This is a genomic window from Paenibacillus sp. FSL R10-2796 (assembly GCF_037965315.1).
In the GTDB taxonomy this organism is placed as follows: domain Bacteria; phylum Bacillota; class Bacilli; order Paenibacillales; family Paenibacillaceae; genus Paenibacillus_AQ; species Paenibacillus_AQ odorifer.
The window spans coordinates 5,679,483-5,697,777 of record NZ_CP150178.1 but is presented as its reverse complement, the minus strand read 5'-3'; the positions used below and the strand labels follow the sequence as shown (position 1 = coordinate 5,697,777).

The window sequence follows — 18,295 nt, the reverse complement described above, 5'->3', positions numbered from 1 at the left end:
GGTAAGGAATGACTGACGTTCAGAAAAGACAACAACAAATTCGCAATTTCTCGATTATTGCACATATAGACCATGGTAAATCGACACTAGCTGACCGCATTTTGGAATACACGGGGGCACTAACCACGCGTGAAATGCAGGAACAGGTACTCGATCAGATGGATCTGGAGCGCGAACGTGGTATCACAATAAAGCTGCAAGCCGTGCGTTTAACCTATCGTGCAGACGATGGTGTAGAGTATTATCTCAACTTGATTGATACACCGGGGCACGTCGATTTCACCTATGAAGTTTCCCGCAGTCTTGCAGCATGTGAAGGTGCACTGCTGGTTGTGGATGCGGCTCAAGGAATTGAAGCACAGACACTGGCCAATGTGTATTTAGCACTGGATAACAACTTGGAAATCCTACCTGTGCTCAACAAAATTGATTTGCCAAACGCTGACCCTGACCGGGTAAAGCAGGAGATCGAGGATGTTATCGGGCTGGATACCAGCGAAGCGGTTATGGCATCTGCCAAAGCCGGTATCGGAATCAAGGAAATTCTGGAGCAGGTGGTGAAGCAGGTTCCTGCGCCATCCGGTAATTCAGAAGAGCCGCTTAAAGCATTGATCTTTGACTCTCACTACGATCCTTACAAAGGCGTTATCGTCTATGTGCGCGTAATGGACGGGAAGATCCGTGCGGGTTCGAAGATTAAGATGATGGCAACTGAGAAGACCTTCGAGGTCATTGAAGTTGGCGCATTTATGCCGCGTATGACCATTGTCGATGAATTGAACATCGGTGATGTTGGCTTTATCGTAGCTGGGATCAAGCATGTTGGAGATACCCGTGTCGGTGATACTGTCACTGACGCAAAGAATCCTACTGCTGAGCCGCTTCCAGGTTACCGTAAGATCAACCCGATGGTATATTGCGGGTTGTATCCGATTGAGACCTCCGATTATAACGATCTTCGTGAGGCGCTGGAGAAGCTCCAGTTGAATGATGCTTCGCTAAGCTTTGAGCCGGAAAGTTCAAGCGCACTTGGATTTGGTTTCCGTTGTGGTTTCCTTGGACTCTTGCATATGGAGATCATTCAAGAGCGGATTGAGCGCGAGTTCAATTTGCCGCTAATCACAACAGCGCCGAGTGTTATTTACCGAATTATGCTGACCAATGGCGAAATGATCCAAATCGACAACCCGTCACATTATCCGGAGATCGGTACGATTGACTATATTGAAGAGCCGTATGTTAAAGCAGCGATCATTGTGCCTAACGACTTCGTGGGTACTGTAATGGAGCTGTGCCAGAACAAACGCGGCGAGTTCGTAAATATGGAATATCTAGATACTAATCGTGTAACGATTACGTACGAGATTCCGCTGTCAGAGATCGTTTATGATTTCTTTGATCAGTTGAAATCCGGTACGAAAGGTTATGCTTCTTACGACTATGAAATTTGCGGATACCGTCGTTCGAATCTGGTCAAGATGGATATCTTGCTTAACAATGAGCAGGTCGATGCCTTGTCCTTTATCGTTCACCGCGATCGTGCCTACAACCGCGGACGTATCATTTGTGAGAAGCTGCGGGGGATTATCCCGCGTCAAATGTTCGAAGTGCCGATTCAAGCCTCTGTGGGTACGAAGGTGGTTGCGCGTGAAACCGTTAAGGCGATGCGCAAAAACGTACTTGCTAAATGTTACGGCGGCGATATTTCCCGTAAACGGAAGCTGCTGGAGAAGCAAAAAGAAGGTAAGAAACGCATGAAGCAAGTGGGTAGTGTAGAAGTACCACAAGAAGCGTTTATGGCAGTACTGAAGATCGATGAGTAGAAAATAGGTAGAGCCGGGAGAATATCCCGGCTCTATTTTTTTAAGCAGGAGCAGATTACAATAGGGGGAAGGATTGTAAGCACATACAAAGTGAGGGGAGTCCTCGTGAAGCGATTATATTTGAAACTTACGCCAAGTACCTTTAAGAATCGGATTTTGTTAGCTTTCTTGCTGTTGGTACTAACACCCATTGCCATACTCGTTCTGTATAACTTTAAAGAGACAGAACAAATGCTGCAGGATAATGCGGAAACGAAGAACATAGAGCAGCTTATTGGTATTAAGAATGGTTTTGTTGATCTCATGAGTCTCGTGATGAAAACAGGGTCATTACTCGAACAAGATACGACGATTTTATCGATAATGAAGAATCCCGAGCAATCTGATGAAATCACGAGAAAAAAACTCGTTGAAAACAAGTTTGGAGCGATTGAAAATACATTCTTTATGAGTGGAGCGACGGTGTATTATACATTAATCGACCTTCATGGAAACGCATACACTTCCTTTATGCCAAAGGAAACTTTGAGCTACGACGAAATCCAATCAGAGGATTGGGTTCAAGCATTGAAGCGAGAAGGAACGAATCGATATATATGGAATCCGAATGACAAGAATAATGTGGTCCGGGAAAGTACAACAAGTAAGAAAATGCTTAGTCTCTATGAGGTTATGCGTGATAATGGTTTGAATATTTATGCCTATGCAAGATTAAGTATCGATTATGAGGAGTGGTTTACCAGATCAACGTTAGGGAGTAAACAGGAAGGGGCTTTATTTCTACTCGATGCCTTGGGGGGTGTGATGCTTAATCCGCTTAAGGATGAGACTTTTTCCCCTGATATTGCGCAGAGTATTGTGAAGAGTGCCAACCAGCGGCAGACGGGGCGTGCTGCATCCATTGTCGACCCGAAGGAGGAAAGTTTATACACATACAGCTACATCGAGGAGTTAAATGGCTACGTTGTTAAAAAGGTGCAGCTAGCACAGCTATTTCTTGAGGTAGACAAGCAGAAACGACGGTTTTTTGGTGGATTTGGAATCATTCTACTGCTATTTGTTCTATTAACTTATTTCATATCATCGACGATTACAGTACCGCTTAAGAAGCTACAGAAGAAGATGGAAATGACCGCTAAGACGAATCTCAAAATGAAATTACCCGAGCAAGGGCGGGGAGAGATTCTTGCCCTGACTCAGAGTTTCAATATCATGATCCATGATTTAAATGAGCTGTTGCAGCGACTTCAGCTTGAAGAAAAACAGAAGCAATTCGTTCGATTTCAGGTATTACTTTCGCAGATGAACCCGCATTTTCTACTAAATACATTGAATACGATAAAGAGCATTGCCTTAGATAAAGATGATGATGAAATTTATGGAATTTGTGTTTCACTAGGAAAAATATTGGAGACAACCTTAAATACTGAAGTCGATTTGATCCTGTTAAAGGATGAAATCGTACTAATAGAATCTTACATGGAGATACAGCGGCAACGTTTTGGACATGGGATTGAAATTCAATATGATATCAACGAGGAACTGCAATACGCATTAATCCCTAAATTTTGTCTGCAGCCCTTAATTGAAAATAGCTTGATTCACGGCTTCGGTCAGTCTGTAAAACAAGGGAGAATTGATATCTCCGCTAAAGTGACTGAGCAACAGCTGTATCTGCAGGTTAGAGATAACGGCATGGGGATAGAAAGAGCACAGCTGAATAAGGCTACACGGAAACGTAAAGGAATCGGTGTTCAGAATATTAGGGAGAGCTTGGAGCTGTTGTTCAAGAATCAACGGACAGGTATGGACATTGTGTCATCAGACACAGGAACTGAAGTGATCATCCATTTTCCATTCCTTATTTCAAAACCTTACGATGGAGGTAAGCTCACATGTGGAGAACGTTAATTGTGGATGATGAACAACCTGCGGTTAAAAGTATACGGAAGCTATTCTTAAAGGCTGGAATCCCGTTTGAAATTATAGGTGAGGCGGAGAATGGAGAAGTAGGCTTGCAAATGATTCGTGAGCTGCAGCCTGATGTGGTAGTGACGGATATTAATATGCCGGTGATGGATGGGGTGAAGCTTCTTCAAATTGCGCGAGAGGAAGGCTTCGACTGCCGATTTGTAATGTTGACCGCATTGAGTGAATTTGAATACGCCCGGCAGGCGCTCGTATTTGGGGCTTCGGACTACATTTTGAAGTTATCTTTAGATCTCCAAGGCTTGAAGCAGACTATGGGTAAGGTCCAGGCCGAGCTGGAGCGAATGGTGAAGATGAAGAAGGCCGATAAATGGTTTCCTGAGAAGCAACAAACGGGACCGACAGATCATGTGGAGATGAACAAAATTATAGCTTATATTGAAGAACATTATGCTGAGGACATCTCGCTCAAATCCATGTCAGAGTTGATCCGGATGGATGCCAGCTATATAAGTGACTTATTCAAGAAAAAGACAGGGAAAACGTTGACCAATTATATTCAAGAGCGTCGGATTCAGGCTGGGAAAATGCTGCTTGCAGAAACGAAGCTAACAATTAGCGAGATTGGGCAGCAAGTAGGCTTTGAGAACGATAATTATTTTATAAAAATCTTCAAAAAGTGGTGTGGTGTCACGCCAAATGAATTCCGTAAAGAACCAAAAAACGTTCTATAAGTTCCCAAATGTAGTTCATCCCCCAGAATCCGCTCTGATGATAAAGTTATAGATGTAGAGCACAACACATAATCCTTCCAAGGGGGAAGCTATCTATGAAGAAAAAGTGGTATCCTGCAGTGCTTTCTGTCTTATTAGCAGGTACGATGCTGGCTGGTTGTGGGAGTGGTGGAAGTAATGAATCGCAGGGCAGTGCAAATGGAGAACCAGCAAAGGAGAAAATAAAGCTTACGATGTGGGGGGCAGTTCCTGCAGAAGCCGGGCCTCAAGCTGTAGTTGATAACTGGAATAAAGATCATCCAGATATTCAAGTCGAGTATATCCGTAATGTAAATGACGATGCAGGCAACTTAAAGCTGGACACTGCTTTGATGACCAATCAAAACATAGACCTTTTCATGAACTACGATCTTGCTCATTTACAGAAACGTATGGATGCAGGCGTTGCCTTGGATCTAAGCACGAAAACAGATTATGATATCGACAGCCAGATCGGCGAGGACGCAGCGATGTGGAAAATCAATGATAAATACTATGGGATTCCTACAAAGAAAAACATGGCGTTTGTATGGTTGAACAAAGATATGCTGGATGCAGCAGGATTACCGATTCCTGCGGTGGACTGGACTTGGTCAGATCTTGAGGAGTATGCGAAGAAGCTAACGAAACCTGGTGTGTACGGATTATTGCAGGCAGATTCCTCCTTCGCAACAACGATGGACGGTACGCTTGCTGGAATGGGTGTGAAACAGGCGGATGGTACTTCAAACTTTGGAAATGATCTCTGGAAACAGCAACTGGAAATATTGCATAACATGATGTTCGTGGACAAATCCACACCGGAATATGGGGAGCAGCTGACCAGTAAAATGCCGGTTGACACCATGTTCCTGCAAGGCAAAGCGGCAATGCTGGCAGCAGGTGAGTTTATTTTCCGCAATGCGAACAACTTGAAGGACTATCCGCATGATTTCAAAACCGCGTTCGCCGCTATTCCAAAAGTGAATAAAGATCAAAAGGATTATAAATATTCGGGCGGTGTGGGCGACATGCTTGCTCTTAATGCAAAGTCCAAGAACCTGGATGCGGCTTGGGAGTTCGCAAAATGGTATGCGGATGGCGGTATGCTGCCAATGGCAAGCGGGGGTCGTATTCCAGCCTCTAAGAGTGTGGACAGTAAGGAAGCGATGAGCCTTCTCTTGAATGGTGTAGAAGACAAATATGATACAGATTCAATGAATAATATTGTATTCGGCAAATTCCCATCCTTCCAGCTAAATGTACCTCAACAAGCCATTGATGCACGTAAAGAAGAGTATGAAAAATACTTCTTAAATAAGCAAGATATTGATACCACGATGAAAAATATGCAAACCCGTTCGCAAGAGTTAATGAAATAAAGAAATAGCTGGCACAAAAGAGAAGGAGGAAGAATTCTTCGTTCTTCTCTTTCGTGTACCCATTTTTCAGCATACGAAAGGCGGCGATACCGTGAAGCGGAGAAGCTGGATGGACAGACAAGGCTGGATCGGCATGACTTTTATTCTCCCGAATATGATTGGTATTCTCTTATTCTTTGTGATTCCTGCAATCTTTTCCTTTGTCCTGATGTTTACGAATTATCAATTTTCAAATCCGAATTGGCAATTTACCGGGCTGGATAATCTCAAACGGTTGTTCCATGACGATAATTTCTATGCCTCGATCAAATATACGGTGATATTCCTGATATCGGTTCCAGTATCGATGGTGCTCGCTTTTATTGTGGCGCTATTTCTAAACCGCAGTGTGTATCTTAAAGGATTATTGCGTGGAATGTTTTTCCTGCCGTATATCTCTAGTGGAGTAGCCGTTGCATTTGTCTGGATGCTGCTATTTCAGCCTTCACAGGGACCCATCAATGAACTGCTTCGCTGGATTGGCATAACATCGCCGCCAGGGTGGTTTGCGGATACGGAAACCGCAATGTATGCCATTGATATCGTACAGATCTGGCTGATGCTTGGCTACAATATGATCATATATTTAGCAGCACTACAGGAAATTTCGACAGAACAGCTGGAAGCTGCCCGGATCGATGGTGCAAGCACATTCAAAACAACATGGAAAATTGTATGGCCTCTTGTTAGTCCAACAACTTTTTTATTAATGATTACCGGATTAATTATGACGATGAAATCGTTCTCGATTATTCAAGCCATTACGGCTGGAGGACCTAGCGGAAGTACGACGGTCTTATCACTATTCGTTTATAAAACAGCATTCAGTTATTACGATATGGGATACGCTTCAGTCATTTCATGGTTCTTGTTCGCCGTCATTCTCGTCATTACAGTCATTCAGTGGATCGGCCAAAAGCGCTGGGTTCATTACTAAATAACCCTACAAAGTGGTGCTTTGCGGGAGGCCCCGAAACCATAAATTAAAGGAGCAGGCGGTATGAATGAAAAAGCAGGAAACATGAAGGTGAAGCTGCCAGTGACGATCATCATGTTTGTTCTAGGACTATTTATGATTGTGCCTTTTCTATGGATGCTCAGCACATCTTTTCAGACACCTGCCGAGGTGTTTAACGAATGGCTGCCTTCATCTCTCAACTGGAGCAATCATATTCGGGTGTGGACAGGAAGTTATGATTTTGTTCCGTATTATTTAAATTCACTTAAGATATCGATTATTGGGACTGCGGGAGCTGTGTTTCTATCTGCCCTTGCCGCTTACGGATTTTCACGTACTTCGTTTAAAGGGCGGGATGGCCTATTTGTCATATATCTATCCATGATGATGGTTCCACCGCAGGTGCTTTTTGTTCCTAAGTTTATCATGTTTAACTGGGTTGGGATTTACAATACGCATTTGGCCCTAATCCTTCCAGCCATGTTCTCGATCTTCGGTGTATTTATGCTTCGGCAGTTCTTTATGGGCATTCCTAAGGAAATTACGGAATCTGCTTTTCTGGATGGAGCCGGTCATTACAAAATATTTTTCCGCTTAATTCTGCCATTAGCGAAGCCGGCAATCGCTACGTTTGCTATTCTTGATTTCTCCTGGCAATGGAATGATTATGAGAATGCGCTTGTATTTTTGCAGAGCCCTAAGCTATATACCATTCCGCTTGGATTGCAGAATTTTATTCTTGAGAACAATGTGGATTACAACGGGATGATGGCCGCTTCGTCGGCTGCGATCATTCCAATGATTGTTATCTTCTTCATAGGTCAGAAATATATTATTCAAGGAATTTCTAGCTCGGCTGTGAAAGGCTAACTATAGGAGGGATACTGACATGAGAACAGAAACGGTTAAATCCGATGTGACAGTGGTCGGGGGTGGACTTGCAGGGATGAACGCGGCGATTGCTGCAGCACGTCTTGGGTTAAAGGTAGCACTGGTACAGAATCGTCCTGTACTTGGTGGTAACTCGAGTTCAGAGGTTCGGGTATGGGTATGTGGTGCAACAGGACATGGTGTAAATCGCTATGCACGTGAGACAGGCATTATGGGTGAGCTGTTCATCGAGAATCAATACCGGAACCCGGAAGGGAATCCATATCTATGGGATCTAACCTTGCTCGAAGCGGTGAAGGCAGAATCGAATATCAGCTTGTTCCTAAATACCGATGTACGTGAAGTGGAAGCGGAAGGTGAGGGAGAGGAGCGTACGATTCAGAGTGTGACCGGCTGGATGATGGGATCTGAGCGTTTAATCACGTTCGAGAGCGATGCTTTCATCGATTGTACGGGTGATGGTTTAGTGGGCTTCCTAGCAGGAGCGGATTTCCGATTAGGACGTGAAGCCCGTCATGAATTTAATGAGGAATGGGCACCAGAAGTGCCTGATAATATTACATTAGGCAGTACATTATTATTCTATACACAGGATACTGGAAAACCGGTACGTTATGTTGCACCCTCATTCGCGAAGGATATTACAACAACGTCTATCCCGATCCGCCGGGTCATTCGGAGTGGGGATTCAGGCTGTCACTACTGGTGGATTGAGTGGGGCGGCGAGCTTGATACGGTGGATGAGAATGAACGTATACGTGATGAACTATCCTCTGTTATTTATGGGATTTGGGATTATATCAAAAACTCAGGCCATTTTGATGCCGAGAATATGACGCTTGAGTGGGTTGGCTCGATTCCGGGTAAACGTGAATACAGACGATTTATTGGTGATACGATTCTAACGCAAAATGATATTCTCGCGCAGCGTGAATTTGCAGACCGTATTGGATTTGGTGGCTGGTCGATTGATCTACATCCCCCACAGGGGATGTACGCACAAGAGAGTGGCTCCAAGCATCTGCATGCGGACGGGATCTACCATATTCCATTTGGTTCGCTATATTCGAAGAATGTGCGGAATCTATTCTTCGCGGGTCGTAATATCAGTGCATCTCATGTGGCTTTTGGAACAACACGCGTTATGGCAACCTGTGCGATCATGGGTGAAGCAGCTGGAGCAGGTGCAGCTTTATCCGTCATCAAAGGTGTGACCCCACGTGAAATTCGCGAGCAGCATATGCATGAATTGCAACAGGTGATGTTAAAGCAAGATGCTTCGATTATTGGATTACGTAACGAAGATCCACTGGACCTCGCCAGAAAAAGCGAGATTCATGCATCCAGCACGTTGAATGGTATCCTGTTGGATCGTCCAGCCGAAGCTTATGAGCTTTCTCATGATGTAGGGATTTTGTTTCCGGTTGAAGGAAGTATCCGTGGGTTAAGGCTGCTTGTGTCAGCAAGTATTCAGACGCAGCTGACCGTGGAGATCTGGACGACTGGACGCGCGGAAAATTACGTGCCGGCGGAGTGCAAACAGGTTGATGTTATAACAGTACAGGCTGGAGAGCAGCAATGGATTGAAGTACCGATACAAGAGGAGAAATGTAGTCTTATCGGTGAATGTAATATCTTCGCTATTATTCGAGCTAATGAACACCTTCAATTGCATATTTCAGAAACCCCAATCACTGGTGTCATTACATTTGAGCGAGGTGCTAAATCCGTTGTTGATTCAGCGCTGGAGGATCATCAGCCAGATCAGCCGGTGATAGAGTGGAGCATGAAACAACTTGTACGCAGGCATTTCTGCTTTGCAGTAGAAACATCGGCATATGCTGCATCTAAAGTCATTGATGGGTATGTTCGACCTTTCGCGGGACCACATAGCTGGGTTTCTGAGCCGATGACCGCGGGTAGATCGGAGTGGGTAGAGGCGCGTCTCCCGGATGCTGCTCCAGTCTCCGAAATCCATTTCACCTTTAATGATGATGTCAATGAAGATCTCATCAACTTACATCACCATGAAACGCCATTTCTAGTGATTCCTGAACTGGTAAAGAACTATGATGTAGAGCTGCTCATTGATGGCGCGTGGCAAGTCATGCTCTGTGTCAAAGACAACCATCGCCGGAAGAATGTTCATCGATTAGAGAAGCCTGTCCTTACAGATGCTGTCCGGATCGTTATTCATGAAACTAACGGTGGAGTACATGCCGAACTTGTGGAAATGCGGATTTATCAAGAAGCAACGGCTTTGCCGTCCTTATAGGGACGGTATCCGTTTCTGCGGGAAATACAAAATATATAGGATAACGTAAAACTTATACTTTCTTATATTATAAAATAGAGTTCATTTATAAATGAACGCCCTCGGAGGGAAGCCGTCAGGCTTCCCTTTTCTTGTTTTTTAGATTACACTATTCAAACGATATTTTTATATAAAGGAGACAGCTAATGACAACGAAGACTAATGGCCGTCCCCCTGAGGCTGTATACATTCATATCCCTTTTTGTACTAATAAGTGCTTTTATTGTGATTTCAATTCCTATGTACTCAAGGATCAGCCAGTTATGGATTATCTCGAAGCTTTGGATCGAGAGATGGAGCAGACCGTCAAGAACACCCCTCCGGGTGTTATCAAAACGATCTTCGTCGGCGGAGGTACACCCACTGTTTTAAAACCTGATGAAATGGCTTATTTCTTAAAGTCTGTTCGCACGCATTTCCCCAACTGGGATAAAGATATTGAGTTTTCTATGGAAGCTAACCCTGGAACAACGGATCTGGACAAGCTGACGGTTATGAAAGAAGGCGGCGTGAACCGGGTGAGCTTTGGTGTTCAAGCATTTCAGAACGAGCTGCTCACAGGCATCGGCCGGATTCATAATGTAGATGATGTATACCGGAGCCTAGAGAATGCACGTGCAGTTGGACTAAATAATCTTTCGGTTGACCTGATGTTTGGGCTGCCTAATCAAACTGTTGAGATGTTGGGCGAAAGTATCCGCAAGGCGTTGGAGCTGGATCTACCCCACTATTCTATTTACAGCTTGAAGGTGGAGGAGAATACTCTTTTTCACACGCTGTTTAATAAGAACAAGCTTCCTCTTCCTAATGAAGAAGATGAATTGCAAATGTACCTCCTGTTGATGTCCTCTATGAAGGAAGCGGGTTACAATCAATACGAGATCAGTAACTTCGCGAAACCAGGAATGGAGAGCCGCCATAATATCACCTACTGGCGTAATGAAGATTATTATGGTCTAGGAGCAGGAGCGCATGGATATGTGGGACGTCAGCGGCATATTAATGTTAAGGGCGTAAATCCATATGTAGAAGCCACACGTAAAGGGCTGCCACGACTGGATGCATACCCAATCTCAGAAGCAGAAGCGATGGAAGACTTTATGATGGTCGGCTTGCGTATGCATGAGGGCGTCTCTAATGAAGCTTTTCAGGCGCAATTCGGGCGTTCAATAGAGGAAGTATTCGAGAAATCCTTGCATAAAATGCTGCATGCAGGGCTGTTGGAACAAGAAGCAGGGGTTTACCGACTCAGCAAGCAAGGAATCTTGTTTGGGAACGATGTTTTTGCTGAATTTGTAGGCGCCCTGACAGAAGTTTAATTTTAAAATACCCCTTGAATTGTAATTCACTCTGTTGTATATTTATTCATATTATCAACAGAGGGGTGAACCAAAGTGCTTGCCAAGACGGAAATGATTCGCCATTCGTCTCCAGCGGGAGACGCACAGGTAATTTGTAGAAATGCTGTGGTAGAAGACGTTGAGCCATTGTATCTAATGATAGAAGAGTATGCCCAGCGCGGCATCATGTTGCCCCGTTCCCGGCAGGCGCTGACACGCCAGATCGATCAATTCGTAGTTGCTGAAATCGAAGGCAGATTCGTAGGCTGTGGTTCACTTTTCAAGCTCGGGAATGATCTCGTAGAGATTCGTTCAATTGGATTGAATGATGAAGGCAAGGGTAAAGGCGTAGGCTCCATGATATTGGCGAAGCTGGTCGAGGAAGCTAGGAACCAGAAAATCCCAAAGGTTATGGCACTAACCTATGCTGTTGATTTTTTTCTTAGAAATGGATTTGAAGTCGTCCAGAAAGAGATTTTCCCTGAAAAAGTATGGACAGATTGCGTGAATTGTAAAAAGCAGCATGCCTGCGATGAAATAGCAGTGCTTAAGATACTGAACTGACTTGACAACGTCAATGTCAGTTTGGTATTTTTGTATTAGTGGTTAGCACTCATCTGAGTCGAGTGCTAACGAATCGGAGCCACAGCCGATAGGAGGGAATAACATGTTAACTGATCGCCAGAGAATGATACTAAATGCAATTGTGGATGATTATATTTCATCGGCAGAGCCAGTAGGATCTCGCAGCATTTCTAAACGGGGAGATGTAGGATACAGTCCGGCTACGATTCGAAATGAAATGGCTGACCTGGAGGATTTAGGTTATCTCGAGCAGCCTCATACATCGGCGGGAAGAATTCCTTCCCATAAAGGATACCGATATTATGTGGATCATTTGGTACCGTGGAATTCCGCCGAAACGGCAGAAATGGGCACGATCCGCGCTTTTTTTGCCGAGAAGCTAAATGCAATGGAGCAGGTAATCCAACATGCGGCGATGATTCTTTCCAATATGACGAATTATACTTCCATCCTGCTGGGACCGGAGGTTTTTCATACTTCATTGCGTCATTTTCAGTTGTTACCACTAGATGATACAACCGCTGTGGCCATTATCGTCACAAGTACGGGGCAAGTTGAGAATCGTACGGTGAACATTCCGCCGGAGATTTCTGTTTCCGAGATGGAGAAAGTGGTTAACCTACTGAATAGTAAACTGGTCAATGTACCACTCTATAAGCTGAAGACTCGGCTCTATTCCGAGCTTGGCGAAGAAATGCAGCGTCACATCTCACATTATGAAGAATTAATGCAGGTGCTGGACACCGCGCTGGAAAGCGATCAAGAGCAGCGCATCTATCTCAGCGGAGCAACGAATATGCTGACACAGCCTGAGTTCAAAGACGTAGACAAGGTGAAGAGTATTCTTGATCTGCTGGAAGAGACACCGACACTGCTCAAAATGCTGGCCCCTACAGTGGGTGGCACAGGTATTCAAGTACGAATAGGAACAGAAAACAATCACGAAGCGTTCGCTAACTGTAGTCTGATCACCGCCACTTATTCACTTGATGGGCAGGCACTAGGAAGCATTGGGATCCTTGGGCCGACCCGTATGGAATATGCAAGAGTGATGGGGATCTTGGGCATTTTATCCCGAGATTTGACAGCGATGCTGGCGCACTGGTATAAGTGAACAGAGTCAACATGATTTCGTGAATGATTTTAAGGAGGTGAAGACAACTTGAAAAAGGAACAAGTTCAAGATTCTAATGAATTCAAAGAGGAATTGATCAATGAGGAGCCTGTGGCTGAAGTAGTCTCAGATGCCGACTCATTTACAGCTGAAAACGTTAGTGAAGGTGCTTCAGATACAGGTGCTGAGGTGAAACGCCTACAGGATCTTGCTGATGAATATCAAGGTCGTGCACTGCGTGCACAAGCTGATTTTGATAACTTCCGTCGTCGTACCCAGAAGGAAAAAGAAGAGTTGGCTCAATATGCTACCTCCAAGCTCCTGACGGAATTGCTTTCCGTGCTGGACAATTTCGAGCGTGCGTTAGTCACTACTCCAGCTAATCCTGAATCCGAAGCTTTCGCGAAGGGCGTTAATATGATTTTCCGTCAGCTGGATGGGGTATTGAAGGCTGAGGGGCTTACAGCTATGGAAACAGTAGGACAGCCTTTTAATCCTGAATACCATCAGGCTATTATGCAGGTTGAGAGCGAGGAGTACGAAGAGGGGATCGTTACAGAAGAGGTTCAAAAGGGATATCTTCTGAAAGATAGAGTTCTTCGTCCGGCCATGGTCAAAGTCAGCATGTAGTCTGTCTATATAGGACGGGCAGTTTCTGCTCGCCATAAAGCAGCAGTGCTTTTGCCTACTATTTATCCGATTGCAGGCTGTTGCCCGGATAGTTTATTATCAATCGAATTTTTTTGATATTTTTATAAATTTATTGAGCTTAGGCTCCATATAACTTTAGAGGAGGCAAATTATTGTGAGTAAAGTTATCGGTATTGACTTAGGAACCACGAACTCTTGCGTTGCCGTTATGGAAGGCGGCGAAGCCGTAGTAATTCCAAACCCAGAAGGCGCGCGTACAACCCCTTCGGTTGTAGGCTTTAAGAAAGACGGCGAGCGTATCGTCGGTGAAACGGCTAAACGCCAAGCGATTACTAACCCTGATCGTACGATCAGCTCTGTTAAACGTCACATGGGTACTAACCATAAAGAAAGCATTGATGGTAAAGACTACTCCCCACAAGAAATTTCGGCAATGATTCTGCAAAAGCTGAAATCCGATGCAGAGGCTTATCTTGGCCAAACTGTTACTCAAGCAGTTATCACTGTTCCTGCTTATTTTAATGACAGCCAACGTCAAGCTACCAAAGATGCAGGTAAAATTGCAGGTTTGGAAGTTCTGCGTATTGTGAACGAGCCAACAGCAGCAGCTTTGGCATATGGTCTGGAGAAATCCGAAGATCAAACCATTCTAGTCTATGACCTTGGTGGCGGTACTTTTGACGTATCCATCCTTGAACTTGGTGATGGCTTCTTCGAAGTAAAAGCTACAAGCGGCGACAACAAGCTGGGTGGCGACGACTTTGACCAAGTGGTTATGGATTACCTGGTATCCGAATTCAAAAAAGAGCAAGGCATTGATCTGAGCAAAGATAAATCTGCTGTACAACGTTTGAAAGATGCAGCTGAAAAAGCGAAAAAAGAATTGTCAGGCGTACTGACAACAACTGTATCGCTTCCGTTCATCACTGTGGTTGACGGCGTACCTCAGCACTTAGAGATCAACTTGACTCGTGCGAAATTTGATGAACTGACTGCTGGTCTGGTAGAACGTACTTTGGGACCAACTCGTCAAGCATTGTCTGATGCTGGCATGACCCCTGCAGACCTTACTAGAATCGTTCTGGTTGGTGGTTCTACACGTATCCCAGCTGTACAAGATGCTATCAAAAAGCTTACTGGCAAAGAACCACACAAAGGTGTGAATCCGGATGAAGTAGTAGCTCTTGGTGCTGCTGTTCAAGCGGGTGTATTGACTGGTGATGTTAAAGACGTTGTATTGCTTGATGTAACTCCGCTTTCCCTGGGTATTGAAACTGCAGGTGGCGTGTTCACGAAGATGATCGAGCGTAATACTACGATTCCTACAAGCAAATCCCAAGTATTCTCAACCTTTGCTGACAACCAACCTAGCGTAGAGATTCACGTGCTGCAAGGTGAGCGTCAAATGGCAAATGGCAACAAGACACTGGGACGCTTCATGCTGAACGAGATTCCACCAGCACCACGTGGCGTGCCACAAATCGAAGTTTCTTTCGATATTGATGCCAACGGTATCGTAAATGTATCTGCAACAGATAAAGGCACGAACAAGAGCCAAAAAATCACTATCACTTCTTCCAGCGGCCTGAGCGACGCAGAAGTAGAACAAATGATGAAGGATGCCGAGCTTCACGCTGAGGAAGACCGTAAGCGTAAAGAACTGGTGGAAGCGAAGAACGGTGCTGACCAACTCGTGTATTCTACTGAAAAAGTAATTAAAGACCTTGGCGATAAAGCTGATGCTTCTGATGTTGAAAAAGCAAATGAAGCTAAAGATAAAGTTAAAACAGCACTTGAAACTGACAATCTTGAAGAAATCAATGCAGCTACAGAAGCATTGACTGAGATTGTACAACAGTTGTCCATGAAGCTGTACGAACAAGCTGCTCAAGCTGAGCAAGGTGCTGAAGGTGGCGCTGGAGCCGCTGAAGGCGCTCCTAAAAAAGATAATGTAGTTGACGCTGACTATGAGGTTGTTGACGAAGATAAGAATCAAGGGTAACCTTATACGATAAGTGTAATAGGAAACTGATAAATTCTTATATAGTTAAGAAGGGAAGGTCAAAACCGGGTCATCCCGTGTTTTGACTTTCCTTTTGTAATATCAGATTGCACACTCTTTGCGAATGCGCCTTCTGATATTGTAAGAATAAACATCGCTGAATCTGGATGGTCAGATCCTGAGGTTTTATCGTATAATGGTTTGTTTGACAGGTAATAAGGAATTTGAGTATGTATGCACGGAGGTGAAAGCAGTGGCAGATAAACGCGATTATTATGAAGTGCTTGGCCTTAGTAGAGATGCTTCAGACGATGAGGTGAAAAAAGCGTACCGGAAATTGGCGCGCCAATATCACCCAGACGTGAATAAAGCAGATGACGCTGAAGCTAAGTTTAAGGAAGTAAAAGAAGCTTATGATGTTCTTAGTGATGGACAACAGCGAGCTAGATATGACCAATATGGCCATATTGACCCTAACCAAGGTATGGGCGGCTTCGGAGGCGGCGGTGGTGGCGACTTCGGAGGGCTTGGCGATATCTTTGATATGTTCTTTGGAGGCGGCGGACGCCGTGATCCTAACGCACCGCAGCGCGGTGGGGATTTGCAGTATACCATGACCATTGAATTCAAGGAAGCGGTATTCGGCAAAGAAACCGATATTACTATTCCACGTACAGAAACTTGCGATACCTGCTACGGCTCCGGGGCTAAACCGGGCACTAAACCAGAGACTTGTTCCGTATGTCATGGTAGTGGACAACAGGAATTCGTACAGAATACACCGCTTGGACAGATGCGTAATCGTCGTCCTTGTTCACATTGCAGTGGTACAGGTAAGATTATTAAGGAAAAATGTACGACTTGCGCCGGACAGGGTAAGGTTAAAAAGCAACGCAAGATCCATGTGCGTATCCCGGCCGGTGTTGATGACGGTGCACAGCTGCGCATGACTGGCGAAGGCGAAGGCGGCTTACGCGGCGGTCCTGCTGGAGACTTGTATATTGTTATCCGTGTCAAATCGCATGATTTCTTCGTGCGTGAGAACGATGATATTATGTGCGAGGTTCCGCTTACGTTTGCACAGGCAGCACTTGGTGATGAGATTGAAATTCCAACCTTAACCGAAAAAGTGAAGCTGAAGATTCCTGCCGGAACGCAAACAGGCACTTTCTTCCGCCTCAAAGGTAAAGGTGTTCCACGTCTGCGTGGATCTGGCCAAGGTGATCAGCATGTACGGGTAATTGTTGTGACACCTAGCAAGCTCAATGAAGAGCAAAAAGAATTGCTACGCCAGTTCGCTTCTCTGAACGGAGAAAACACACATGAGCACGAGCAGTCCTTCTTTGATCGTGTGAAACGTGCGTTTCGCGGGGACTGATATCCTAACTCATTCATTCAGTAAATGAATAGAAAAAGACAGCAGAGCAGCGATCCTCCCGTTCTTGGGGGATCGCTGCTCTGCGTTTTTGTCCAGGCATGAGATTAGGGCAGGGCCAGTTAACTAACCTCATGCAAATCTTTGGAGGAGCTGTGATGCTTGAACCTGCGAAATTCTGCGTGTTTGGCTAACTCGGCCAATCCCGTAACCTCGGTAAACCTGGTAACCCCGGTAAATTCGGTAACCCCGGCAACCGCGAACCGCGAACCGCGAACCGCGAACCGCGAACCGCGAACCGCGAACCGCGAACCCCGAACCGCGAACCGCGAACCGCGAACCGCGAACCCCGAACCGCGAACCGCGAACCGCGAACCGCGAACCCTGTAACCTTGAAACCCCCGACTGGTCTGCCAGCTTTTTTAACACACTATCTGTTTTGAATTATCTACGTGTGCTAACGGACCCAGTTGACGCTATTTGCAAATTAATCGCCTTTTGAGCGAAGTTTCGGACTTCAGTGCAGCTATTGCCCAGAAAAGCGCTCATATTTGGTGCTTTTCGTGCTAATAGCGACTATGGGGTCCGTTGGCATGGCAAATGTCGCATAATCCAGCGTTTAAGTGCAACAGTGTCCGATAGCGCCGAGAATAATCATCTGAGTGGATGGGACCCGGAGAAGCTGGAGGCATACGGACCCAGTTGACGCTATTTGCAAATTTATCGCCTTTTGAGCGAAGTTTCGGACTCCAGTGCAGCTATTGCCCAGAAAAGCGCTCATATTTGGTGCTTTTCGTGCTAATAGCGACTATGGGGTCCGTTGGCATGGCAAATGTCGCATAATCCAGCGTTTAAGTGCAACAGTGTCCGATAGCGCCGAGAATAATCATCTGAGTGGATGGGACCCGGAGAAGCTGGAGGCATACGGACCCAGTTGACGCTATTTGCAAATTTATCGCCTTTTGAGCGAAGTTTCGGACTCCAGTGCAGCTATTGCCCAGAAAAGCGCTCATATTTGGTGCTTTTCGTGCTAATAGCGACTATGGGGTCCGTTGGCATGGCAAATAGCGCATAATCCAGCGTTTAAGTGCAACAGTGTCCGATAGCGCCGAGAATAATCATCCGAGTGGATAGGACCCG

The 18,295-nt window shown here is 45.2% G+C and carries 13 protein-coding genes; all 13 read left to right on the top strand.

The window, feature by feature from the left end; translation table 11 throughout:
• The first annotated feature begins 8 nt into the window (after positions 1 to 8).
• The 13 genes from lepA to dnaJ all read left to right on the top strand — a co-directional run bounded on the left by lepA (position 9) and on the right by dnaJ (position 17,158).
• Positions 9 to 1,823 (top strand): translation elongation factor 4, encoded by a 1,815-nt coding sequence (lepA, locus tag NST58_RS25515; protein ID WP_036677511.1) that lies wholly within the window; start codon positions 9 to 11, stop codon positions 1,821 to 1,823.
• A 105-nt stretch (positions 1,824 to 1,928) separates the two neighbouring features.
• Positions 1,929 to 3,734, top strand: a complete 1,806-nt coding sequence (locus tag NST58_RS25510; RefSeq protein ID WP_254848730.1) for a histidine kinase — start codon at positions 1,929 to 1,931, stop codon at positions 3,732 to 3,734.
• Positions 3,719 to 4,486, top strand: coding sequence for a response regulator (locus NST58_RS25505; RefSeq protein ID WP_076141556.1), 768 nt, complete (start codon positions 3,719 to 3,721; stop codon positions 4,484 to 4,486). The genes NST58_RS25510 and NST58_RS25505 overlap by 16 nt, the downstream gene beginning before the upstream one ends.
• 95 nt (positions 4,487 to 4,581) lie before the next feature.
• Positions 4,582 to 5,886, top strand: a complete 1,305-nt coding sequence (locus NST58_RS25500) for an extracellular solute-binding protein (protein ID WP_076141557.1) — start codon at positions 4,582 to 4,584, stop codon at positions 5,884 to 5,886.
• A gap of 91 nt (positions 5,887 to 5,977) precedes the next feature.
• Positions 5,978 to 6,862: a sugar ABC transporter permease gene (locus NST58_RS25495; protein WP_249267723.1), complete on the top strand. Its 885-nt coding sequence runs from the start codon at positions 5,978 to 5,980 to the stop codon at positions 6,860 to 6,862.
• A 63-nt stretch (positions 6,863 to 6,925) separates the two neighbouring features.
• Complete coding sequence (locus NST58_RS25490; protein ID WP_076129699.1) at positions 6,926 to 7,753, top strand: carbohydrate ABC transporter permease; 828 nt, start codon at positions 6,926 to 6,928, stop codon at positions 7,751 to 7,753.
• A gap of 19 nt (positions 7,754 to 7,772) precedes the next feature.
• Complete coding sequence (locus NST58_RS25485) at positions 7,773 to 10,049, top strand: FAD-dependent oxidoreductase (RefSeq protein WP_339244539.1); 2,277 nt, start codon at positions 7,773 to 7,775, stop codon at positions 10,047 to 10,049.
• A gap of 185 nt (positions 10,050 to 10,234) precedes the next feature.
• Positions 10,235 to 11,407: a radical SAM family heme chaperone HemW gene (gene hemW, locus NST58_RS25480; protein WP_076105910.1), complete on the top strand. Its 1,173-nt coding sequence runs from the start codon at positions 10,235 to 10,237 to the stop codon at positions 11,405 to 11,407.
• Positions 11,408 to 11,500: 93 nt separating this feature from the next.
• Positions 11,501 to 11,992: an N-acetyltransferase gene (locus tag NST58_RS25475; protein WP_051490987.1), complete on the top strand. Its 492-nt coding sequence runs from the start codon at positions 11,501 to 11,503 to the stop codon at positions 11,990 to 11,992.
• A 103-nt stretch (positions 11,993 to 12,095) separates the two neighbouring features.
• The gene (hrcA, locus tag NST58_RS25470; protein WP_036677493.1) at positions 12,096 to 13,127 is read left to right on the top strand and encodes a heat-inducible transcriptional repressor HrcA; all 1,032 of its coding nucleotides are present in this window, start codon (positions 12,096 to 12,098) and stop codon (positions 13,125 to 13,127) included.
• Positions 13,128 to 13,175: 48 nt separating this feature from the next.
• The gene (gene grpE / locus NST58_RS25465) at positions 13,176 to 13,757 is read left to right on the top strand and encodes a nucleotide exchange factor GrpE (protein ID WP_036677491.1); all 582 of its coding nucleotides are present in this window, start codon (positions 13,176 to 13,178) and stop codon (positions 13,755 to 13,757) included.
• Positions 13,758 to 13,932: 175 nt separating this feature from the next.
• The gene (dnaK, locus tag NST58_RS25460) at positions 13,933 to 15,780 is read left to right on the top strand and encodes a molecular chaperone DnaK (RefSeq protein ID WP_339244538.1); all 1,848 of its coding nucleotides are present in this window, start codon (positions 13,933 to 13,935) and stop codon (positions 15,778 to 15,780) included.
• 253 nt (positions 15,781 to 16,033) lie between these two features.
• Positions 16,034 to 17,158, top strand: a complete 1,125-nt coding sequence (dnaJ, locus tag NST58_RS25455; RefSeq protein ID WP_036677487.1) for a molecular chaperone DnaJ — start codon at positions 16,034 to 16,036, stop codon at positions 17,156 to 17,158.
• Positions 17,159 to 18,295: the final 1,137 nt, after the last annotated feature.